15 protein-coding genes, 5 tRNA genes and 2 pseudogenes are annotated in these 23,850 nt (G+C 46.5%); 16 read left to right on the forward strand and 6 right to left on the reverse strand.

Going from position 1 to position 23,850, the window contains the following annotated elements; translation table 11 throughout:
• Positions 1 to 623 precede the first annotated feature (623 nt).
• From KW548_02365 to hemN, 4 genes and pseudogenes are all read left to right on the forward strand, one after another.
• The gene (locus KW548_02365) at positions 624 to 1,262 is read left to right on the forward strand and encodes a class I SAM-dependent methyltransferase (protein QXX06972.1); all 639 of its coding nucleotides are present in this window, start codon (positions 624 to 626) and stop codon (positions 1,260 to 1,262) included.
• Positions 1,262 to 1,820 (forward strand): annotated as a pseudogene (locus tag KW548_02370) (GTPase-activating protein). Before KW548_02365 ends, KW548_02370 begins: the two are co-directional and overlap by 1 nt.
• Positions 1,821 to 1,828: 8 nt before the next feature.
• The gene (locus KW548_02375) at positions 1,829 to 2,317 is read left to right on the forward strand and encodes a DUF2489 domain-containing protein (protein QXX06973.1); all 489 of its coding nucleotides are present in this window, start codon (positions 1,829 to 1,831) and stop codon (positions 2,315 to 2,317) included.
• Positions 2,318 to 2,502: 185 nt separating this feature from the next.
• Positions 2,503 to 3,891: an oxygen-independent coproporphyrinogen III oxidase gene (hemN, locus tag KW548_02380; protein ID QXX06974.1), complete on the forward strand. Its 1,389-nt coding sequence runs from the start codon at positions 2,503 to 2,505 to the stop codon at positions 3,889 to 3,891.
• A 199-nt stretch (positions 3,892 to 4,090) separates the two neighbouring features.
• Here hemN and ilvY read toward each other — a convergent pair whose 3' ends face one another.
• Positions 4,091 to 4,981: an HTH-type transcriptional activator IlvY gene (gene ilvY, locus KW548_02385; protein QXX06975.1), complete on the reverse strand. Its 891-nt coding sequence runs from the start codon at positions 4,979 to 4,981 to the stop codon at positions 4,091 to 4,093.
• A 145-nt stretch (positions 4,982 to 5,126) separates the two neighbouring features.
• Here ilvY and ilvC point away from each other — a divergent pair, with 145 nt between their 5' ends.
• Positions 5,127 to 6,611 (forward strand): ketol-acid reductoisomerase, encoded by a 1,485-nt coding sequence (gene ilvC, locus KW548_02390; protein ID QXX06976.1) that lies wholly within the window; start codon positions 5,127 to 5,129, stop codon positions 6,609 to 6,611.
• 894 nt (positions 6,612 to 7,505) lie between these two features.
• On the opposite strand, the gene KW548_02395 is transcribed toward ilvC, so the two are convergent.
• From KW548_02395 to KW548_02410, 4 genes and pseudogenes are all read right to left on the reverse strand, one after another.
• Complete coding sequence (locus KW548_02395; protein ID QXX06977.1) at positions 7,506 to 7,757, reverse strand: accessory factor UbiK family protein; 252 nt, start codon at positions 7,755 to 7,757, stop codon at positions 7,506 to 7,508.
• Between the two features lie 149 nt (positions 7,758 to 7,906).
• A pseudogene (locus KW548_02400) lies at positions 7,907 to 11,028 on the reverse strand (multidrug efflux RND transporter permease subunit).
• Positions 11,029 to 11,039: 11 nt separating this feature from the next.
• Positions 11,040 to 12,146 (reverse strand): efflux RND transporter periplasmic adaptor subunit, encoded by a 1,107-nt coding sequence (locus KW548_02405; GenBank protein QXX06978.1) that lies wholly within the window; start codon positions 12,144 to 12,146, stop codon positions 11,040 to 11,042.
• An 18-nt stretch (positions 12,147 to 12,164) separates the two neighbouring features.
• Complete coding sequence (locus KW548_02410) at positions 12,165 to 12,746, reverse strand: TetR/AcrR family transcriptional regulator (protein ID QXX06979.1); 582 nt, start codon at positions 12,744 to 12,746, stop codon at positions 12,165 to 12,167.
• A 201-nt stretch (positions 12,747 to 12,947) separates the two neighbouring features.
• On the opposite strand from KW548_02410, the gene rep reads away from it, so the two are divergent.
• A complete protein-coding gene (rep, locus tag KW548_02415; protein QXX06980.1) occupies positions 12,948 to 14,966 on the forward strand; it encodes a DNA helicase Rep in 2,019 nt (672 codons plus the stop codon).
• 73 nt (positions 14,967 to 15,039) lie between these two features.
• Here rep and KW548_02420 read toward each other — a convergent pair whose 3' ends face one another.
• Positions 15,040 to 15,453: a cytochrome c5 family protein gene (locus tag KW548_02420; GenBank protein ID QXX06981.1), complete on the reverse strand. Its 414-nt coding sequence runs from the start codon at positions 15,451 to 15,453 to the stop codon at positions 15,040 to 15,042.
• Between the two features lie 288 nt (positions 15,454 to 15,741).
• On the opposite strand from KW548_02420, the gene KW548_02425 reads away from it, so the two are divergent.
• From KW548_02425 to KW548_02470, 10 genes are all read left to right on the forward strand, one after another.
• Positions 15,742 to 15,818 (forward strand) — tRNA-Arg (locus KW548_02425).
• A gap of 41 nt (positions 15,819 to 15,859) precedes the next feature.
• Positions 15,860 to 15,935 (forward strand) — tRNA-His (locus KW548_02430).
• A 153-nt stretch (positions 15,936 to 16,088) separates the two neighbouring features.
• Positions 16,089 to 16,165 (forward strand) — tRNA-Pro (locus tag KW548_02435).
• Between the two features lie 45 nt (positions 16,166 to 16,210).
• Positions 16,211 to 16,286 (forward strand) — tRNA-His (locus KW548_02440).
• Positions 16,287 to 16,338: 52 nt separating this feature from the next.
• Positions 16,339 to 16,415, forward strand: a tRNA-Pro gene (locus tag KW548_02445).
• An 869-nt stretch (positions 16,416 to 17,284) separates the two neighbouring features.
• On the forward strand, positions 17,285 to 19,000 hold the full coding sequence (locus KW548_02450) for an ABC transporter ATP-binding protein (GenBank protein ID QXX06982.1): 1,716 nt from the start codon (positions 17,285 to 17,287) through the stop codon (positions 18,998 to 19,000).
• Positions 19,001 to 19,093: 93 nt separating this feature from the next.
• Positions 19,094 to 20,647, forward strand: a complete 1,554-nt coding sequence (locus KW548_02455; GenBank protein QXX06983.1) for an ABC transporter substrate-binding protein — start codon at positions 19,094 to 19,096, stop codon at positions 20,645 to 20,647.
• A 172-nt stretch (positions 20,648 to 20,819) separates the two neighbouring features.
• Positions 20,820 to 21,797 (forward strand): ABC transporter permease, encoded by a 978-nt coding sequence (locus KW548_02460; GenBank protein QXX06984.1) that lies wholly within the window; start codon positions 20,820 to 20,822, stop codon positions 21,795 to 21,797.
• Positions 21,798 to 21,799: 2 nt separating this feature from the next.
• Positions 21,800 to 22,738, forward strand: a complete 939-nt coding sequence (locus tag KW548_02465) for an ABC transporter permease (protein QXX06985.1) — start codon at positions 21,800 to 21,802, stop codon at positions 22,736 to 22,738.
• Positions 22,739 to 22,895: 157 nt separating this feature from the next.
• Positions 22,896 to 23,828 carry an SPOR domain-containing protein gene (locus tag KW548_02470; protein QXX06986.1) on the forward strand — a complete coding sequence of 311 codons (933 nt, stop codon included), beginning with the start codon at positions 22,896 to 22,898 and terminating at the stop codon, positions 23,826 to 23,828.
• The last annotated feature ends 22 nt before the right edge of the window (positions 23,829 to 23,850 follow it).

Consider the following 23,850-nt stretch of genomic DNA (forward strand, 5'->3'; position numbering starts at 1 on the left):
CACTGTTTATAACTGTTTGAAAAATAATAGAAGAGGATTGAAGGGGAAAAAAAAGACGTTTTTTTTCTTCAAGTGGATTGTTCAAAATTGGTCAATCGTTAAAGTGTACTCATCGGCAGGGCGCTGATACGGAATTTAGACCATGATGGTCTCCAAGGATGCAGGCGATGGATGCTTGGAGGTCTTAAAGGAATATAGGTAAGCAGGAAGCTTACTGGATAGGGATGGTCGACTCGTCTAATGGTGTAGACAGCGAAAAGGATCAGGCTAAGGACTAGCCCAGATACGGGAAGTAAACGGAAAGCCAAAATTCACCAGGACGGTGAAAAACGACACCTTTTGCAGGGAAAGCGCCAAAAATAAATGGAAATTTGGTGCACGATAATCCGTGTAACACAGTTTCGCCGAAAGGCATTTTTAGAAAGCGATAGAGTTATCTATCGCTTTTTTATATCTGAAATCCACTAGCCTCTATCTCTCGTCAACACGGTTGCTTTATTCCATCGATAAGATTATTGGTCGGAGAGGGAATATTTCACTGAATCGATGATTATTTGCACAATAGTACTCCACTCTCTGGCCACTTTCTGGTATGTTTCGCATCCCTGTTTGAGGATATCATCATGCACCACTGCCCACTTTGCCATAACCCGGAATCACTGAATTACTTTGGAGACAAGCGTCGTGAGTATCTCCAATGTCCGCGATGTGAGCTGGTGTTTGTTAACCCAGAGCAAAGATTGGATGCAAAGGCTGAAAAAGCCCACTACGATCTGCATGAGAACGATCCAAATGATGCTGGCTATCGTACCTTTTTATCGCGGGTTGCAACCCCCATATTGGAACGTATTGAGTCTGGCTCGACAGGAATAGATTTTGGTTGTGGCCCTGGGCCAACACTCTCCTTGATGTTGCAAGAGCAGGGACACAACATGTCGTTGTACGACCTTTATTATCACCCCAATACTGAGGTGCTAAATCGTACTTATGACTTTATGACTGCCACTGAGGTGATCGAGCATTTGTATTATCCAGATCAAATATGGCAGCAATGGTTGAATTTAGTTAAGCCAGGTGGCTGGATTGGTCTGATGACCAAGATGGTCATTGATGTCGAAGCGTTTGCTAGATGGCACTATAAAAATGACCCAACGCATGTGGTCTTTTTTAGCCGTAACACGTTTAAGTACTTGGCAGAGCGGGATCAGCTCAAGCTTGAATTTATTGGTAATGATGTAATTTTACTGAGGAAAGCCCAGTAATGAGCCGTAGTAAGAAAGTAAGATCGGGCGGTAATGGCGACGTTATTGTTGTTCGAAATCGTACAGAAGCTGACGTTGAAGGACGTCTGCGTAAAAAAGAGAAGAAACGTAAAGGTCTAAAGACCGGTGGTCGCAATTCTGAAGCGAAGCAACCTAAACAGCAGACAGCGGGACAAAAGCGCGATACACGTCTAGGTAGCAAGAAGAAAATTCCTCTCGTGGTTGAAGCGGTGAAGAAGCCAACCAAGGCCGAACGTCGTGTTAATGCAGAACAAGAGCTGGAGATGCTGGAAAATGACGCCCAGTTGAATGTCCTACTTGATCGCCTTGATAATGGTGAAAGTTTAGGTGCAGGTCTTCAGAAGTATGTCGATGAGAAATTGGCACGTATTGAAATACTGATGAAGCAACTAGGCCTCTACGAAGAGGAAGAAGAGCCAGAAGTCGTTGAAGAGCCGAGCGCACCTGTGGCGAAAAAGGCGAGCAAGAAAACCTCATCAGAAGATGAACTGCTATCGCAGTTTGAAGATTCTAGATTTGGACCAGTTTAAAGGGTAAAGCGATTCATGAACGTAACCTTGTTAGCCATTGCTGGTGGAGTCATTGTTCTCGGCTTAGCGTCCTATGCAGGTTACCTTCTGCTCCAGTTGAAGAAGCAAAAGGAATTGCAGGAACAGCATAAGAAGCTGGCCATCGAAAAGCGTAACGCCAACATCTTTGAAAACGTCCATATATTGTGTATGGCCGGCATTCAGGGCCAGTGTGATTTATCGGAAATCAGTATTCGTGTCTACAACATCATGGACTACGTTCAGGGTGAAGAGCGTGTTGATTTTGATAAGGAATTTCCGGCGACAGCCGAGCTTTTCCACATTGTAAAAGATATGCCTCGTGGTGACGATCGCCAACAAATGGCGAAGAAAGATCGCATGAAGCAAAATCTGGAACGCCACAAAGCCGAGTCGCGTCTTCAGGATGCGATCGTCGAAGAGCTAAAACTGCTGCAGAAAAAAGTTCAGCCTTTAAACAACCAGATCAACATTCAGATGATCTAGATTGATACTTTAGTCACTCGATCACTTACACTGATGAGTGAGTGATCGAGTTATCAATTCTGACTATTGTCACTCAAAAATTACGTTGCCACCCGGTGACCCGCCTCAGTGTGTGGCAAAATAGCCCCAAATTTATCACGGTCAATCACACCGGATACGCATTACAGCATTAACGGAAGTACACCATGTCTCAGCAAGCCGTCGCAAGCCAACAAATAGTGTGGGATCAAGCCATCCTAGATAAGTACAACTATTCTGGTCCGCGTTATACGTCTTACCCTACCGCGTTGGAATTTCATGAAGCGTTTACCATTGCCGACTACGACATGGCTTGTACTGAGTATCCAGAGCGACCACTGTCGCTTTACATCCATATTCCTTTTTGCCACAAGCTTTGTTATTACTGCGGTTGTAACAAGGTCATTACGCGTCATGCCCATAAAGCAGATGAGTATCTCGATGTACTGGAGCAGGAGATTCTGACACGTGCCGCCTTACTGCAAGGACGTAAGGTGACCCAGTTGCATTTTGGTGGTGGTACACCCACGTTTTTGACCCAAGCCCAAATCAGCCGTTTGATGAATATTCTGCGTGCTGAATTTAGCTTTGAAGCTGAATCAGAAATCAGTATTGAAGTCGATCCGCGTGAGATTGAACTCGATATGCTCGATCACTTGCGACAAGAAGGCTTTAATCGCTTGAGCATTGGTGTTCAGGATTTCAATAAAGAAGTTCAGAAGCTGGTCAATCGTGAACAGGACGAAGCATTCATTTTTGCTATGGTTGAGCGTGCGAAACAGCTGGGCTTCCGTTCGACAAATTTAGATCTGATTTACGGGCTACCGAAACAAACTCAAGCTCGTTTTGCTGACACACTGGCTCAAGTGCTTGAAATGCAGCCGGGTCGCCTGTCTATATTTAACTATGCTCATATGCCGCAACTGTTTGCTGCTCAGCGCAAAATCAAAGATGAAGACTTGCCACAAGCAGAAGAGAAAATGGCCATTCTTCAAGACACTATCGCCACCTTGACCAACGCCGGTTACCAATTTATTGGTATGGACCATTTTGCTCAGCCGGATGATGAATTGGCTGTAGCTCAGCGTAATGGCATCCTTCACCGCAATTTCCAAGGCTATACCACGCAAGGTCAATGTGACTTGGTTGGCTTTGGTGTTTCTGCTATTTCGATGATTGGTGATGCCTATGCGCAGAACCAGAAAGAGTTGAAAAAGTACTATGCTCAGGTCAATGAACAGCGTCATGCATTATGGAAGGGCCTCTCTCTTGATAGTGATGACTTACTCCGAAGAGAGGTTATCAAACAACTCATCTGTAACTTTAAGCTTGATAAAGTAGCAATAGAAACGGAATTCAATGTTCAGTTCAACCCGTACTTCAGCGAAGATCTAGAGTTGTTGCAAACCTTTATTGATGATGAGCTAGTGGAAGTCGACCACAAAGAAATACGAGTGACATTACGCGGTCGTCTACTCATTCGTAATATCTGCATGTGTTTTGATAAATATCTCCGAGCGAAGGCGCGTCAGCAGCAATTCTCGCGAGTGATTTAATCTTATAGTCATTCCCGATAGCGACGAAGTCGTGTAGTCGGGAATCTCATCAAGCGATCAGAGATTTCCAACTCAGTCGTTCCTCCTTCTCAGAAATGACAGCTTAGTTTTGGAAAACAAGTTGAAGTATAAAAGCCACCGTTATTCTTTCGATCTGAAAAAGCGGTGGCTTTGTTGTATCTGGCGTAATACTAATGAGTTAGGGCGCAATATAGGCATCTTGTGCGACTTCCCATAGTGCTTTGACAAGTGGATTATCCAGTTGTGAACGCTTGCAGCACACCCCAAGCTTAAAGGGTTTAATCGAGGCCACTTTGAGCCGTTGAATTTTCTCTTTGACTGGGCTGTTGTTGATCACCACATCGGGTGCGATCCCAACACCGCAACCCAACGCCACCATGCTGACAATGGCTTCATGACCTGAAACCTGCGCGTAGATGTTCGGCTTAATTCTCATTGCTTTAAACCAAGTGTTGGCGCGGTCTCGTGCGGTACCCGATTCCGGCACAATAAAAGGAATAGACGACCAGTCAGGTTTATCCTTTTGTAGAGCTGGTGCAAAGTTGCTCACTCCGACCGGGGCGATCACCGACAGCGGAATCTCACTAATGGTTTCAAATTTGAGCTTGGCGGGCAGTGTTTCTGGCTGAGCAGAGATGGCGACATCGACTTCATCGTTAAGGATTTTGTCTATCGCCTGAGCCGGATCGCCTGTAGACAGTTTAAACTCGATAAACGGATGTTGAAGGCGAAACTCTGACAACAGCTCAGGTAGGTGGCTATAGCTGGCGGTCACCGAGCAAAACAAGCGAATTTCACCTTTTAACTCCTCTTCATGCCCCTGTAGCTGCGCATTGAAGTTTTGCCATTCTCCGAGAATCTTTAAAGCAACAGGCAAAAGTTTTTTGGCCGCTGGGGTCAACTCAACGCTGCGGTTATCCCGTACGAACAGTTCTTGGCCTGTTTCTGCTTCTAACTTTTGTACCTGACGGCTGAGAGCAGAAGGGCTGATGTGCATGGCAGATGCTGTTTTGGCGAAACTTTTGCTATCACACAGGTGAATGAACAATTGCAGACTTTTAATGTTCATAAAATAAGTGCTTCCTTGTTGCATTTTTTGCAATAACTAATTGTGAATATATCACTTTAAGCAACCCAATGTCTGATTTAGTATCGAGGCATTCGGTAATGAAACGCCGACCCAAACGGATAAATTCTCAAAGGAGAGCCCTAACATGGCTAACTATTTCAATACATTAAACTTACGTGAGCAGCTAGATCAGCTTGGCCGTTGTCGCTTTATGGACCGCAGTGAATTCGCGACAGAAGCGGATTACCTGAAAGGTAAGAAAGTGGTTATCGTTGGTTGTGGTGCACAAGGTCTGAACCAAGGTCTGAACATGCGTGACTCAGGTCTTGATGTAGCTTACGCACTGCGTCAGGCAGCGATTGATGAACAGCGTCAATCGTTCAAAAACGCGAAAGAAAATGGTTTTGAAGTAGGCAGCTACGAGACACTTATCCCTCAAGCAGACCTAGTGGTTAACCTAACACCGGATAAGCAGCACACCAATGTGGTTGAGACGGTAATGCCGCTAATGAAAGAAGGCGCAGCACTGGGTTACTCACACGGCTTCAATATCGTTGAAGAAGGTATGCAGATTCGTAAAGACTTAACCGTCGTGATGGTTGCGCCTAAGTGTCCAGGTACAGAAGTACGTGAAGAGTACAAGCGTGGTTTCGGCGTTCCTACCCTCATTGCGGTTCACCCAGAGAACGATCCAAAAGGTGAAGGTTGGGATATCGCTAAAGCTTGGGCTGCGGGTACTGGTGGTCACCGCGCGGGCTGTCTAGAGTCTTCATTCGTTGCTGAAGTAAAATCTGACCTAGTGGGCGAGCAGACTATTCTATGTGGCATGCTACAAGCGGGCTCAATCGTTTCTTATGAGAAGATGGTTGCTGAAGGTATTGACCCAAGCTACGCAGGTAAGCTAATCCAGTATGGTTGGGAAACCATTACAGAAGCGCTGAAGTTTGGTGGCATCACACACATGATGGATCGCCTATCAAACCCAGCAAAAATCAAAGCATTTGAGCTTTCTGAAGAGCTGAAAGAGCTGATGCGTCCACTGTACAACAAGCACATGGATGACGTAATCACAGGCCACTTCTCTAGCACTATGATGGCTGACTGGGCAAACGACGATGCCAACCTACTAGGCTGGCGTGCAGAGACAGGTGAAACAGCATTTGAAAACTACCCAGCAGGTGATGTTGAGATCTCAGAGCAAGAGTACTTCGACAACGGTATCCTAATGGTTGCAATGGTTCGCGCAGGTGTTGAGCTAGCATTCGAAGCAATGACAGCATCAGGCATCATTGATGAGTCAGCGTACTACGAGTCACTACACGAGCTACCACTAATCGCAAACACAGTAGCACGTAAGCGTCTGTACGAAATGAACGTTGTTATCTCTGATACAGCTGAATACGGTAACTACCTATTCGCTAACGTCGCAACGCCGCTACTGCGTGAGAAGTTCATGCCTTCAGTTGGCACTGACGTTATCGGTAAAGGTCTAGGTGAGACGTCTAACCAAGTAGACAATGCAACGCTGATTGCGGTGAACGATGCGATTCGCAACCACCCAGTTGAGTATATTGGTGAAGAGCTGCGTGGTTATATGACAGATATGAAGAACATCGCGGTAGGCGGCTAATCTTCTTCGCTAAGGAGCTTAATTTCTTTGTCGGTAATACTCATTTGCTCGCGCAAACTCCGTGTTACCTCCGCGAACTTAAGCTCTTAGCTGTGAATATTAATTTACTGCGAAATTCACTAACCTAGGTTAGTAGAGAACTCCAGGCAGACTGGGGTGATAAATACAAAACAAACACAACATCTAAATGAAAAGGCTTGGTCGCCGTTGACCAAGCCTTTTTTGTTTTTTGGCAGCGCTTTATACCTTTCGAGAGATAAACCGTCATTCCTTAGACTGACGAAGGAAGGAGTAGGGAATCTCTAACGGTTCTTCGCTCACTGTATGAGATCCCCAACTCACTCGTTCCTCGCTCTTGAGGATGACAAGTATAGACACAAAAAGGGCTGGCGTTCTCACGCCAGCCCTCAGGGATCACTTGCTGTTCAGCTGGCCTTGGATGACCAAGCCTTTTTTGTTTTTGGGGCAGCGCTTTATATCTTTCGAGAGATAAACCGTCATTCCCTAGACTGACGAAGGAAGGAGTAGGGAATCTCTAACGGTTCTTCGCTCACTGTATGAGATCCCCAACTCACTCGTTCCTCGCTCTTGAGGATGACAAGTATAGACACAAAAAGGGCTGGCGTTCTCACGCCAGCCCTCAGGGATCACTTGCTGTTCAGCTGGCCTTGGATGACCAAGCCTTTTTTGTTTTTTGGCAGCGCTTTATACCTTTCGAGAGATAAACCGTCATTCCTTAGACTGACGAAGGAAGGAGTAGGGAATCTCTAACGGTTCTTCGCTCACTGTATGAGATCCCCAACTCACTCGTTCCTCGCTCTTGAGGATGACAAGTATAGACACAAAAAGGGCTGGCGTTCTCACGCCAGCCCTAAGGGGCTCTTGCTGTTCAGCTTACTTGTCTGCTAGCTTCTCTTCCAGTTCAGCCAATTTCTGCTCCATTTCGGTCAGTTTTTGGCGAGTACGTAGCAGTACCTGAGTTTGAACATCAAACTCTTCGCGGCTCACGACATCGAGTTTGTTCAGTTGGCCTTGGATGACTTGGCGTACTTTCTGGTCAACGTCTGCACCAAGCTCTTTCACTGGTGTTGGCATTGAGTCATGTATCTGTTTAGCAATTTGTTCTAGTTTCTTTGGGTCAAACATGTGACGAAAACTCCTGTCTCTTATTGTTGGTATTCTATGTAATTGATACGGGAAAGTCGCTACTTCGATAGCAAAAATTCGAAGCGACTAACGACAAATAGTGACCAATAAAAAAGGCCACCGAAGTGGCCTTTTGACAAATGTTGAGTTTAGCTGTTGTCAGACAGCTGACGCTGTGCGGCTTTTGCTTCGTCAACACGAGCCAGTTTTTCCAGATCCTTGTCTTCAACAAACACCGGTAGTGGCTTGTGTTTCTCAGCTAGGTAGCTGTAGATAACCGGCAGTACGAACAGGGTAAACAGAGTACCAATCGCCAGACCAGCAACGATAACGATACCGATACTGAAGCGCTGAGCTGCACCTGCGCCTGTTGCGTACATCAGTGGGATCAGACCTGCAATCATCGCCGCAGTTGTCATCAGGATAGGGCGTAGACGAACTTTCGCCGCTTCCATGACCGCTTCTGTCTTACCGAGTTTATTGTGCAACTGCTCTTCTTTGGCCACTTCACAGATCAAGATACCGTGCTTGGTAATCAGACCAACCAAGGTGATCAGACCGACCTGAGAGTAGATGTTCATTGAAGCTGCCCCCACGCTAGAGCGATCAAAGCGCCACAGATTGCTAATGGTACGGAAACCATGATGACGATTGGGTCTTTGAGAGACTCAAACTGAATTGCCAGAACTAAGAAGATGATCGCTAGTGCTAGACCAAAGGTTGCGTACAGCGCACTCCCTTCTGTGACATACTGGCGAGCTTCACCCATGTAATCATGATTGTAACCGTTTGGCAGTTTTTCAGTCGCAATATTTTCTAGCCAGTTGACAGCATCACCCATGGCTGTGCCTGGTGCGGGTACAGCACCAATGGTGGCAGAATTAAGCTGGTTGAAGTGTGGCAGTGAGCGTGGCTCAGCGACAACATCAATGGTGATCAAGCTACCTAGTGGAACCGCGCGGTTATCAGCAGCACGCACGTAGTAGTTGTTCATCGATTCTGGGTTTAGACGCCATTTTCGCTCAACCTGAGGGATCACTTCATACGAACGACCATTAAGGTCAATTCGGTTGACGTAACCATCAGACATCATAGTGCTCAGCGTGGTACCAATGTCTTGCATTGTTACGCCATACGCACCCGCTTTGTCCTTGTCGATGTTGATCTTCATTGTTGCTGAGTCGTAGTTCAGGTCCAGCTCAGAATAAACAAACATCGGGTTAGACTTCACGTCACCAAGAATATCGGTGGCGATAGTGAACAAGCTTTCGAACGCGTTAGGTGTGGTGATCACGAATTGAACCGGAAGACCTGAACCTGCACCTGGAAGTTCCGGCATCTGGAATGCTGTCACTGCCATTCCAGGAACGTGGCTGACTAAGCCTGTCACGCGGTTGGCAACTTCAGACTGGCTCGCTTCACGCTCACTCCATGGCACCATAGACGCGATACCAAAGGCTTGGTTCGAGTTAGGCACACCAGTAAACACCTGCGCGTACGCGACTTCTGGTTGGTCAGACAGAATCCGGTTAACGTCATTCATGGTATTTTGCATGAAGTCGAGGTTGGCATTCGATGGAGCAGTACCCATCAGCATGACTACCCCTTTATCTTCCGACGGTGCCAATTCGCTTGGGATGAACTTGAACAGCATCGGCAAGCTAGCAAACACTATGAGAGCAAAACCAATCACTACAGGGCGGTGCTTCATGACCGCACCCAGCATACGCTCGTAACGGCTGGTCATGCCATCTAAGACACTATGTACCTTTTGTTCGAATTTGTTTGGCGTTTCATTAGCCTTCAGCATCTTCGAACACATCATAGGTGATAGTGTCAGAGCGACGATACCGGATACGAATACCGAACCTGCGAGGGTGAGGGCAAACTCTTTAAATAGTGAGCCAGTAATACCACCCATCAAGGCAATCGGTGCGTATACTGCACCCAGCGTTAGAGTCATGGCGATAACTGGCACAGCGATTTCACGTGTACCGATAATGGCTGCACGGAAAGGTGACTCTCCCAGCTTGATGTGTCGGTCGACGTTCTCCAGAACAACGATCGCATCATCGACCACTAGGCCGATGGCCAATACCATTGCCAGTAGTGTCATCAGGTTCCATGAGAAGCCCATCGCTTGCATCACCATCGCCACACCAATCAGAGATAGCGGGATGGTAACGATAGGGATCATCACTGCACGGAAAGAACCGAGGAACAGAGTAATCACGATCAATACAATCAGTGCCGCTTCCGCGATGGTCTTAATAACCTCGTTGATCGACTCATTGATAGCGATGGTCGAGTCATACATCACGTTCATGTCGATGTTACTTGGCAGGTTACGCTCTAGTTGAGGTAACAGCTCAAGGACATCCGCTGCGATGTTGATTGGGTTCGCACTTGGCGCCGCGTTGATCGCCACCACGACCGCTTCTTTACCATTGGCACTTGCACGGTAGACATCGTGGCTCTTCTCGAGGGTGACTTTTGCGATATCGCTCAGGCGAGTGACATCACCTTCATCAGAACTGACAACAAGGTTCTTTAGCTCTTCGACGTTAGAGACCTGAGTATCAGCGCTACCGTTATACAGAACGAACTCACCGACAGCCTGACCAGCCGCTGACTGGTAGTTGTTGGCATTCAGCACGTTCATAACATCAGTGGCGGTTTTGCCCAGTGCTGCCATTTTGGCAGGGTCTAGCCAAATACGCAGCGCGTATTTCATACCACCATAGAGGTCAACCTTAGAGACACCATTAACAGTGAACAGCTGCGGGTTGATGACACGCTCTAGGTAGTCTGTTATCTGGCTTGATGAAAGCTCATCACTGGTAAAGCCGATGTAGAGCACCGCGGTTGTAGAACCCGTCGACATAGTTACAGTTGGGTCTTCGGCTTCTTTTGGAAGTTGAGAGCGAACCGAGTTGGTCTTAGCCAGAATGTCAGACAAGGCGGCATTCGGGTCAGTGTTCAACTTCATGTTAACGGTAATGGTTGATGTACCGAGTACTGACGAGGACGTCATGTAATCAATATTGTCAGCCTGAGCGACAGCCTGTTCCAGAGGCTGAGTAATAAAGCCTTGGATAAGGTCGGCACTGGCGCCGTAGTAACTGGTGGTGACCGTTACTACCGTGTTTGTCATTTCAGGGTATTCTCGGACCTGCATCTTGAACACCGCTTGCAAACCAAGCAAGGCGATCAAAAAACTGATCGATACCGCTAAAACTGGACGTTTAATAAAAACATCAGTAAAGCGCATGAGGCCTCCAATTACAGCATAGGTGTTTCAGCTGGTGGAGTAGTCGCATCGCTTTCTACTACACGAACTTTCGCGTCATTGCTTAGACGAACCTGACCAGATGTCACGACAACATCACCAGGTTTAACGCCATCGAGGATGTGCGCAATGTCTTTCACTCGTTCGCCCACTTTAACCACATGTTGCTGAACGCGTTTTTCACCATTCTCTTCAGAGATGATGTAAACATTGTCCCCATAAAGTGTGAAGGTAATGGCGGTTTGTGGCAGGGTTACCTGATTTTCGAGCGTTGGCAAAATGATATTGGCACGTGCGAACATACCGCTACGGAGCTTGCCATCGCTGTTTGGAATATCAGCTTGAACCTGGATCAGACCACTTTGGACGTTAACTGCAGGTTCAATCGCGGTGATTGAGCCTTCAAATGGTGTCTCAGGGTAAGCATCAACGAAGATATCGACTTGCTGATCGAGTTTGATGCGGGAAATATCAGTCTGAGGCACAGTGAAGCGCAAGCGCATAACACTGGTGTCTTCTAGGCGAACAATGTCCGTACCTGCTTGTAGGTATTGACCTAGGTAAACGTTACGAATACCAACGACGCCTGCGAAAGGGGCTTTGATTTCACGACGGTCGATGGTCGCTTTTAAGCTTTCAATATCGGCTTTAAGCGAGAAGTAGTTCGCTTCGGCGTCATCAAAGGCTTCTTTCGATACTGAGCCTTTCTTATATAGACCTTGGTAGCGTTTATACTTAGCCTGTGCTGCTGGTAGTTTGGCCTGCGAGCTCTTCAGATCAGCTTTTTCCACTTCAGAGTCGAGTAGAACAAGAGGCTGACCTTCTTCAACGACGGTACCTGAGTCGAAAGTAATTTTATCAATCACTCCCGCTGTTTCATTGGCTACAGTGACACCTTGGTTCGGTTCAATGAAACCGATCGCTTCGATGACAGGAACCCAATCAACAGGTTGTACTTCCGTTACGGTCACCGGAAACTCAGGTTCTGGGCGATTAGCCAAATATTCGGCTATCTTCTGTTGCTTGAATAGATTGAAGCCTATCACGCTACCAAACAGCAGTATTGCGATAAGCAACATAAAGAAAGTCCACTTTTTCATTCTGATCAGAACTCCAAGTTAGTGTTGAATGATTGCATCCCAGCTAGCTTCGATGGCGGCCTCTAAAGCGACGTCATCCAGCTGGTAGTATCCCAAAGCATGTTTGCGAGCCAGTGCAACACTGGCTTCAAAACTCAGCCCTGAAAGAATCTCATTGTCGAGAGGTTTAAAAATCCCTTGTTCCTTTCCTTGATTAAACAACCGATCCACTTTGGCAAACATTTGTCGCTCAAGTTCCCGAGTTTTTCGCTTGTTTGCACAGGGAAGAGATTCATATTGAACGCGATTGCTCAGGGTTTCCATATTGGAACCTGCAAGGTTCCAGATGTTTAACCACATAGTGCGATAGCGTGTTTTTAAGGGCATATCGTCGTTGACGTCAGCTTGAACGGCAGTTGCAATTCGTTCGGCGACGTTTAAACGCACTTCATCCAGGAGATGCTCTTTATCTGAGAAATAACGATAGATAGTACCTGCGGCCACCCCTGCCTCTTTTGCCAGCTTGTGCATCGAAAGGCCTTGAAAGCCTGACTCTGCAATCAGCTTTTCAGCGGCTGTGAGGATCTGCTCGTGCTTATCTATTGATGTGTTACTAGACATAGTCTCACTTTCAATGAATGAACGTTCATTCATTATAGCCCGATAGCTGCACACTAGTGCAATAAAAACATTTTATTAATTAGATAAATTTACAACCAATGAGATCCTTTTAGCTGGAGTGGCTGCGCTACGATTAAACATAGCAATCGATCTATTGCACCATTATTATAGGCGCCATAAATTTTGACCTCAGAGACCTCTATGAAGCTGAACCCCAATCAAGACGAAGCCGTTAAGTACGTATCAGGACCCTGTTTGGTTCTAGCGGGAGCGGGATCGGGTAAAACACGTGTTATTACCAACAAGATTGCGTATCTGGTTCAGCAGTGTGGTTATAAAGCTCGTAACATCGCAGCGGTGACGTTCACCAATAAAGCGGCGCGTGAAATGAAAGAACGTGTTGGTCAGACGCTTGGCAAGAACGAATCGAAAGGCTTGATGGTATCGACGTTCCACACCTTAGGCCTCAACATTATTAAACGTGAATACAAGGCGTTGGGGTTAAAGTCAGGCTTTTCTCTGTTTGACGACCAAGATCAGTTAGCGTTATTGAAGGAGCTGACAGAAAAGCAGCTTGATGGCGATAAAGATTTATTGCGCCAGCTACTGAGTACGATTTCAAACTGGAAAAATGACATGCTGACTCCGGAGCAGGCGAAAGCATATGCTCAAGGTGAACAGCAGCAACTGTTTGCCTTCTGTTTCGACATGTATCAGAAACAGATGAAAGCCTACAATGCACTCGACTTTGATGACTTGATCGCTTTACCGGTTCTGTTGCTGCGTACCAATCAAGAAGTCCGTCAGCGTTGGCAGAATCGTATTCGCTATTTATTGGTCGATGAGTATCAGGATACCAACACCAGTCAGTACGAGTTGGTCAAGCTGATTGTTGGCGAGCGGGGTCGCCTGACGGTGGTAGGGGACGATGACCAGTCAATCTATTCTTGGCGTGGTGCGAAACCCCAGAACTTGGTGCTGTTGGGTGAAGATTATCCAAGCCTTCGTTTGATAAAGCTAGAGCAAAACTATCGTTCTACCAGCCGAATTTTGCGTGCTGCCAATATACTGATTGCCAACAACCCACACGTGTACGAAAAGTCACTGTTTTCTGAAATACCGGATGGCGAAAAGCTTAAAGTATTACTGGCGAAAGATGAAGAACACGAAGCGGAGCGGGTGACAGGTGAGCTGATTGCGCATAAGTTTCTTAACCGAACCGATTACCGCGACTACGCTATTTTGTATCGTGGTAACCATCAGTCTCGGTTGATTGAAAAATCTCTGATGCAAAACCGAGTGCCTTACAAGCTCTCTGGCGGTACCTCGTTTTTTGCTCGTGCGGAAATCAAAGACATCATGGCGTATTTACGAGTGTTGGTGAACCCTGATGATGACAACGCATTTTTGCGCATTGTGAACACGCCTCGGCGTGAGATTGGCCCAGTAACACTGGAAAAACTGGGTAGTTACGCCAATATGCGTGGTAAAAGTCTGTTTGAATGCAGTTTTGAAATTGGGCTGGAGCAACATTTGTCTGGCCGTGGGTTAGAAAACTTACGCCGCTTTAGCCAGTGGTTAGTCAAGATAGCGGATCAGGCCGAGCGCGGAGACACAGTAGAAGCCGTGCGTTCATTGGTGCGTGATATCAATTATGAAGACTGGTTGTATGAAACCTCTGCGAGCCCGAAAGCGGCCGAGATGCGGATGAAAAACGTCTCCGATCTCTATTCCTGGATTGTCGCTGATTTAGAAGGGGATAATTATGACCAGGAAGAGAAGACCATTAAAGAAGTGGTTCAACGTTTAACACTACGTGACATGATGGAACGTGGTGAAGAAGATGATGACAGCGATGCGGTACAATTGATGACCCTACATGCTTCCAAAGGCCTAGAGTTCCCTTATGTTTACTTGATTGGTTCGGAGGAGGGGATTCTGCCTCACCAGACCAGCATCGATGAAGACAATGTTGAGGAAGAGCGCCGTTTGATGTACGTCGGGATCACCCGAGCCCAGCGTGAGTTGACCTTTACCATGTGTAAAGAGCGTCGTCAGTTTGGTGAGTTAATCAAGCCAACTCAAAGTCGCTTCCTTGATGAATTACCGTTTGATGACGTGGAATGGGAAGTTAATAAAAAGCCACAAACGCAAGAAGAGCGTATGGCTAAAGGGCAGGCACACATTGCGAATATTCGTGCCATGTTCAACAAAAAATAGCGGTTATTTTTCAATGGAACAGAAAAACAAGGGCTTGGTGAAAACCAAGCCCTTCTTCTATATCAATGAGGGATTACAGACCTGCAATCATGTGCTCAATGGCAGCAACGATTTCGTCATCTGAACAATCCATACAAGAGCCTTTCGCTGGCATGGCGTTGAAGCCGTTGATGGCGTGGTCCTTCAGCACATCTTTACCTTGCGCAATACGCGGGGCCCAGTCACCAGCGTTACCAGTTTTTGGTGCGCCGCTGACCCCTGATGCGTGACAAGCAATACAGAATGTGCCGTAAACCGTTGCACCATCACGTGGACCAGTTGGCTCAGCTTTTACTGGCTCAGCGCCAGCCAGATAAACACCACCAACAGGTTTAATGCGTTCTGCAATCGCATCGTAGTCTTCTTGGCTGACATTAGCTGCAAAAGAGGCGCTAGAAAAAGTGATCGCAGCGGCCAAAGCGGTTAAGATTTTTCGAGACATATCCATTAAACTCACTTTACATTCCTGAAGGTAAGTTCGTGCTTACCTATTATTAGAGTGTGGCTTGATCGACAGCGTTTTGCTGTTAAATCAATGTAAATATTGGGTGATTATATCCTGATAACTTGTTGCAATAAACAACAAGTTAACCGCTTCCATAGGGTTATCTAATCGGAAATAGGGGTTTATCACACTTTAATTGCCCAAAAAGGCGTCAAACGATAAAAAAAAGTGTAAAAAGTACTAGACGGCCTAGTGTGATATCCGTATTATTCCACTCCGCCGATAGGGCATGCGCCCGTAGCTCAGCTGGATAGAGCGTTGGCCTCCGGAGCCAAAGGTCGAAGGTTCGAATCCTTTCGGGCGCGCCATCCGGACGCTTACTAAGGTAAGTTAATTGGCATATATAATGGTGGCTATAGCTCAGTTGGTAGAGCCCTGGATTGTGATTCCAGTTGTCGCGGGTTCAAGTCCCGTTAGCCACCCCATTATTCTGGTGGCATTGTCTCCATTCTTGGTTCATTATCGAGATAAAACATAAGTCGTTGAATAGCGTGTTTGTAGCGCATCTCGGCTCTTGGAATAAGCGGGACCAGAGGGTTGACCCTCTATAACGTAAACCAAGTAAAAAAATAGCTTGTCGGTGAATAGCGCAGCTTGGTAGCGCATCTGGTTTGGGACCAGAGGGTCGGGGGTTCGAATCCCTCTTCACCGACCACTTTTTCGTTTATGGCTTTTAGAGCGGTAGACACAAGAATTGTTGGTGGCTATAGCTCAGTTGGTAGAGCCCTGGATTGTGATTCCAGTTGTCGCGGGTTCGAGTCCCGTTAGCCACCCCATTATTCAGGTAGCTTTGCTCCCTTTCTTGTAAAAATGAGAAAAAACATAAGTCGGTGAATAGCGCAGCTTGGTAGCGCATCTGGTTTGGGACCAGAGGGTCGGGGGTTCGAATCCCTCTTCACCGACCACTATTGAAGCCCTAGTCGAAAGACTAGGGCTTTTTTCATCTTGAGATCTGTGCATTTGATTATAACCCAAATTTGGGTTCGACTGATGTTCAAAAAATGGCTCTTCACTGACCACTACAAGATAGCCCTGCTAGAAATGACGGGGCTTTTTTACTTTCTGGCGTTAGATAATTCTTAAAGTCATACCCAATACATCGTCATTCCATAGACCGAAGAATGAGGGAGTAGGGAATCTCTTATCGTTTAGCTTCTAGTTTAAATTTCCCCTAAATCGTTGGCTTCTCACTCACGCACAGAACCCTCGCTTCTTGATCTAATCCTTCCGGCTTTGTTGCCCTCATACTCAAGCAATCCACTTAGTCATAATTATAAGACTAGCTAAGATTCTAATTAGCTTATAGCTCTGCTTTGTTTTTTCATTGCATTGGATAAAGCCATATTTTTAGTCTAAATATAAATTAATAAACTAAATTATATTTCTTATTTGGTTTTTTGTTTTTAATTTGTTAATTGTGAAATCTGGTGACGTCTTGAATTTATATTCACATTGGCTTATTGCTAAAAGTTGTATGAAATAGCTATAAGTTTAGTTTTGGCGATGTTTTGCTGTATTTTTTGAACAGGTATGACCAACTGATGATATAACTCAATTGCATACTTATTTTCATAAGCTGCTTGGTATTTGTTCAAACTCGACTTTTTATTCTATGTTTGTTGCTTTTCTGTGAATTTTTGCCAAATTGATGACCTTGTAAATTGCCAGAACCGTGTCCCCAATTTTGCTTCACTTGATTGGGTGATCAGGCTGGCTTGAATGGATTCACTTTTCAGACAGGGCAGAAAACTGCCAAAGCAGTAGAGGTCTGGTAATGTCACTTTTAGAAGTTAAAAATCTTCGTATCGAATACCCATCACGTCACGGTGTGCATGCCGCGGTTAAATCTCTATCGTTCAATATTGAGCGTGGAGAAATTGTCGGCGTTGTGGGTGAGTCTGGCGCAGGTAAATCAACGGTCGGTAATGCCGTCATTGATCTACTTAGCCCACCTGGCCGCATCGCTAGTGGTGAAGTTTATTTAGATGGTGAGCTGATTTCAGGTTTATCGGCAGAAGAAATGCGCCAAGTACGAGGTTCAAAAATTGGATTTATCTTTCAGGATCCAATGACCTCACTGAACCCACTTTTTACTGTTGAACAGCAGTTGAAAGAAACGATTCATGCCAACATGAAGGTGACAGACGAAGAGGCGTATCAGCGCGCTTTATCTCTGATGCAGCAAGTGGGGATACCTCAACCGGAAAACCGCCTCAAGCAGTTTCCGCACCAGTTTTCTGGCGGTATGCGTCAGCGTGTTGTAATTGCGATTGCCTTGGCTGGTGAGCCTGACCTGATCATTGCTGACGAACCAACTACGGCGCTCGACGTTTCAATCCAAGACCAAATTCTTAGCCTCATTCGCGAATTGTGCATTAAGAACAATGTGGGCTGCATGTTGGTGACACACGATATGGGTGTGGTTTCCAATGTGACAGACCGTGTCGCAGTGATGTACCGGGGTGATCTGGTTGAATTTGGCCCTACAGCCAAAGTGCTGGGCGAACCCGATCATTCCTATACTCGCAGCCTGATTTCTGCGGTACCACGCTCTGATATCAAGCTCGATCGCTTCCCACTCGTGAGCTACATAGAAGAAGCACACGAAATGGAACCATTGGATGTTAAGAACCATTGGTTAGGTCAAAGCCAGGATCACCGTGATTACACTGGCTCATTATTGACAGTTGAGAATGTCAATCTTCGCTTTACCACTAAAGATTCACTGTTTGAAAGCCGCCGTGAGTATGTTCAAGCATCGAACAATGTCAGCTTCGAAATTTTTGAAGGGGAAACGTTTGGTTTGGTGGGCGAATCTGGTTCGGGTAAGTCAACCATTGCGCGGGTCATTGCTGGTCTGTATCAGCCAAACTCGGGCAAAGTCACCTTTGAAGGGATTGATCTGACATCGCTGAAATCAGAAAAAGAACGTCGCCCTCTGCGTCGTCAGATGCAGATGGTATTCCAGAACCCATATACGTCAATGAATCCGCGCATGAAGATTTTTGACATCATCGCGGAACCTATCCGTTTCCATCAGTTAACCAGTAATGAAACGGAAACCAGGCAGATCGTGCATGACCTTCTCGATCACGTAGGCCTCGGAAAAATGGCGGGTGTGAAGTACCCGCATGAATTTTCAGGCGGGCAGCGTCAGCGCATCTCCATTGCTCGCGCATTAGCGACCCGTCCTCGTCTGCTTATTTGTGATGAACCGACGTCAGCGCTCGACGTGTCAGTGCAGGCTCAGATCCTTAACTTGCTCAAAGATCTGCAAGATGAATTAAATTTAACCATGCTGTTTATCAGCCACGACTTGCCTGTGATTCGTCAGATGTGTGACCGTGTTGGTGTAATGCAGATGGGAACCTTGTTAGAAGTCGCCCCGACAGAGCAACTGTTTAATTCACCTCAGCATGAATACAGCAAACAACTGATTTCCCTAATGCCTGAATTCACGGGCTTAAGAGAAGAAATGAAAACGGCGTAAGTCGTAGACCTTTCCTGATACAAGCATCATCAGGGACTAAACAGACACAAATACAACAACTAGGGATAGAAATCCCGCATAAGGAGTTATGCAATGAAAACCATGAAAAGCAAACTAGCAGTGGCTTTAATGGCAGCTGGCCTTAGCTTTGGCGCAGCGGCAGCAGATATTACCGTCGCTTATGATGCCGACCCAGTGTCACTGGATCCGCATGAGCAACTGTCTGGCGGTACACTGCAAATGTCTCACATGGTATTTGACCCACTTATCCGTTTTAATCAGAAAATGGAATTTGAACCTCGATTGGCTGAATCTTGGAAACGTCTTGATGGCGAAACGATGCAGTTTACTATCCGCCAAGGTGTGAAGTTTCACTCAGGTAATGCACTAACGGCAGACGATGTAGTGTGGACATTTGACCGTCTTAAAAGCTCGCCGGACTTCAAAGGTATCTTCGGTCCAATCGTTTCTGTGACTAAAACGGGTGACTATACCGTTGAAGTCAAAACCGATGGCGTTTACCCGCTAGTAGAAAACGTCATGACTTACCTATTCCCGATGGACAGCAAGTTCTACTCAGGTAAGACAGAAGATGGTAAAGACAAAGCTGAGCTAGTGAAGCACGGTAACTCTTACGCATCGACTCATGTGTCTGGCACGGGGCCTTTTATCATCACGCAACGTGAGCAGGGCGTAAAAGTCACGTTTGAGCGTTTCAACGATTACTGGGATAAAGCCTCCAACGGTAACGTAGACAAGCTAACACTAGTGCCAATCAAAGAAGATGCGACCCGTGTTGCCGCTCTTCTATCTGGTGATGTAGACATGATTGCGCCAGTAGCGCCAAACGACTACAAGCGCATTAAGAAAGCCGACAGTGTCGACCTTTACACTATGCCTGGTACGCGTGTGATCACGTTCCAGATGAACCAAAACAGCAACCCAGCCCTGAAAGACGTGCGCGTTCGTCAAGCGATCACCTACGCCATTAATAACGAAGGCATCACTAAGAAAGTGATGAAGGGTGCGGCAACCGCCGCGGGTCAACAGAGCCCAGTAGGCTTCGTTGGTCACAACCCAGACCTTAAGCCTCGCTACGACCTTAAGAAAGCAAAACAGCTGATGAAAGAAGCGGGTTATGAAAACGGCTTTACGCTAACGATGATGGCACCAAACAACCGTTACGTGAACGATGACAAGATTGCTCAAGCCTCTGCGGCCATGCTTTCTAAAATCGGCATCAAGGTTGACCTAAAGACGATGCCAAAAGCGCAATACTGGCCTGAATTCGATAAGTGTGCTGCGGACATGCTCATGATCGGCTGGCACCCAGATACTGAAGATTCAGGTAACTTTACTGAGTTCCTAGCTATGACGCGCAACGCTGAAACAGGTAAAGGTCAGTACAACTGTGGTCACTATTCAAACGCTGAAGTCGATAAGCTGATTGAAGAAACGAACACAATGACAGACCTTAAGAAGCGCAGTGCCTCGCTGAAGAAAGTCGAAGAGATTCTATACAACGAAGCGGCATTTGTTCCTCTACACTGGCAAGATCCATCATGGGCAGCGAAAGGTAACGTTGATATTGGTCCAATCATCAACGGCATGAACTTCCCTTACTTCGGTGACTTGGTGGTGAAATAACCCGGCACAGAATTAAGTAACAATACTGGCACCCTCATCGGGTGCCACACTTAATTTTTTGGTGCTTGGCTTTGTTTCAGTCGGGTTAAGTGCCATTTTTCAGACTGATAATGCCACCGGAATATTTCTGGTTGAGCAGACTGAAATCCATGGAAAGTTAAAGGGGCAAGGAATGTTTTCGTTTCTGGTCAAGCGCCTGTTTCAGGCACTGATAGTGATGTTTGTGATCAGTCTAGTGGCGTTTGCCATTCAGGATAACTTAGGCGACCCATTACGTGAGTTGGTTGGTCAGTCGGTTTCAGAAGCCGAGCGTCAAGCGCTACGTGATGATCTAGGTCTGAATGATCCCTTCATTACAAAATACACACGCTTTGTCGGCAATGCGCTACAAGGTGATTTAGGTACATCTTACTTCTTCAAGCGCCCAGCGGTTGAAGTGATTCTCGATAAATTAGTCGCCACACTTGAGCTGGTATTTGGTGCCACGCTGATCATTGTATTCTGCTCGATCCCTCTAGGTGTTTACTCGGCGATTCATCCAAAAAGCTTCTTCACTAAGCTCGTCATGGCTGGGAGTAGTATCGGTATCTCGATTCCGGTGTTCTTAACCGCCATTATGCTGATGTATGTTTTCTCGATTGAGCTCGGTTGGTTGCCATCTTATGGTCGAGGCGAAACAGCGAACCTATTTGGCTGGGAGTCTGGCTACTTTACTCTGGATGGCCTGGCACACTTAATACTGCCATGCATCGCGCTCGCCTCTATTATGCTGCCGCTCTTTATTCGCTTGGTTCGCTCTGAAATGCTGGAAGTGCTGAGTTCTGAATACATCAAGTTTGGTAAAGCGAAAGGCTTAGCGCTGAATAAAATCTACTACCAGCACGCACTGAAAAACACCATGTTGCCGGTGCTGACTGTGGGTGGTGTACAAATTGGTACCATGGTGGCATACACCATTCTGACTGAGACAGTATTCCAGTGGCCGGGTACTGGCTTCCTTTTCCTAGAAGCGATCAACCGTGTTGATACACCGTTAATCACGGCTTACGTTATCTTCGTTGGCCTGATTTTCGTCGTGACGAACACCATTGTTGACTTGCTATACGGCGTCATCAACCCGACCGTAAATCTCACTGGTAAAGGAGCATAATCATGAACCAGACAGCAACTGCTCCTTCTCGTTGGGAGCGTTTTAAACAATCGGATTTCTTGTATTACTTCAAGCGTGACAAAGTCGCGATGGCAAGTTTTACCGTGTTCATGCTTTTCTTAGTGATGGCTTTGGCTGCACCAGTGCTATCACCCACTGACCCATACGACTTGTCGTCGATTGATATTATGGACTCAGAACTGCCACCATCATGGATGGAAGAGGGCGATGAGCGATTCCTACTGGGTACCGATGAGCAGGGACGTGATATTCTATCGACCATTCTCTATGGCTCACGTTTGTCACTGACCATCGGCTTTTTGGCGGTAGGTCTACAACTGGTACTTGGTATCATCATTGGTTTGTCAGCGGGTTATTTTGGCGGTCGTATCGATAGCTTCCTGATGCGTTTTGCCGACGTACAGCTTTCGTTTTCTACCATGATGGTCGCCATCATCGTATCGGCCATTTTCAAAGCCAGCTTTGGTAGTGACTTTTACAGCCAATATGCTGTCGTGATGTTGGTGGTGATTATTGGTGTTGCAGAATGGCCGCAATACGCGCGAACTATTCGTGCTTCAGTATTGGCTGAGAAGAAGAAAGAATATGTCGAAGCGGCGCGTGTGATGGGCTTTAAAGCGCCACGTATCATGTTCCGCCACATTCTACCCAACTGTCTGTCACCCATCTTAGTGATTTCGACGGTACAGGTGGCAAATGCCATCATGTCTGAAGCGGCACTTTCTTTCCTTGGCTTAGGTTTACCTGTAGACCAACCATCATTGGGTGCGCTAATCAGTATTGGTTTTAACTACATCTTCTCTGGAGCGTGGTGGATCACCGCCTTCCCAGGCATCGTATTGGTAACATTAGTATTAGTTATCAACCTGTTGGGTGACTGGTTACGTGATGTATTTAACCCGAAAATCTACAAAGGGTGATCCAAGCCTAAGATTTGATTATAAAATTCACACTAAACTCAGAGCCGTATCTAAATACGGCTCTTTTTTTCATCGACATTTTCTCAACAGTGAGCCGTCAATAATGTCACTATGCCCTTAGGGTAGCGACACCGACTTTAGGGTTTGAATTTAGACTATGGGAACGAGAATGGCTGTTAAATCTAAGCGACCTTTGTTAGCACTGATGAGCTTTGCGGTATTCGCTTTGCCTATGTTGTCCGCCCCGACCTACGCTGAAGAATTTCTCTGTGATGCGACTCAAGCTTCCAGTGCCTCTTTGCCAGTATTAGATGCCGCTTGCCCAATAGGTAAAGGGATGTGGGGCAAACAGCAGCCGAAAGGGCAGTCGTCTTACTTTTGGATTCAGTGTGGGGTGTTTGGCCAACCCTTGGCTTTGCCTGAAGCGAAGCAAGTGTATCAACATATCAGTACCGATATTTGGGCCAAGCAAGAAGGCAATACTTACCGTTGTTTGATTGGGCCTTACAAAGCGTTCTCCGAAGCAAAGGCGGATCTGGCCAAAGTCAAACAGTTGCCAAATTACCAACAAGCCTTTATACGTGAAATCGTCAAAGGTGCGCCTGCTGTTAAAGCGGCGAGCGTGGCACGCGCAGTGACAAAGTCTAAGCCGACGCCTGCGATGAAAGTGGCGCAGCAAAAGACAACAATACTTCCACCACCCAGCAAGCCTGAGCCTAAAGCCGCTGCAAAGCCTCAGTCAGAGCCCTCACGGGAAAAAGGGGTGTCGGTTCGTCAGCACACCATCATCAATGGCGTTGAGTACAAGGTGCCCTACGCGATGTTTGGGAACGATCAGTTCTATATGGAACATGAATTGCCTTGGAATCGCATGGACTATGAGATGGCGTATAAAACTTGCTATCGAATGGGAATGCGTTTGGCGACCGCAAACGAATGGCAAGCTTTGCTCAATGCAAAGGTGATGTCACGCGACAAGTGGCCCATGCACTTGCCGTATTGGGGCGCAGAGCGTACTGGGCTTTTCTATAGTGGTAAAGTCAATCAGCTCAAAGGCACATCGCTGCTGAATGTCATGTGTGTTAAGTAATAAGTAATCCCAAACCCAGTGG

This window comes from Vibrio neptunius (assembly GCA_019339365.1).
Taxonomy (GTDB): domain Bacteria; phylum Pseudomonadota; class Gammaproteobacteria; order Enterobacterales; family Vibrionaceae; genus Vibrio; species Vibrio neptunius.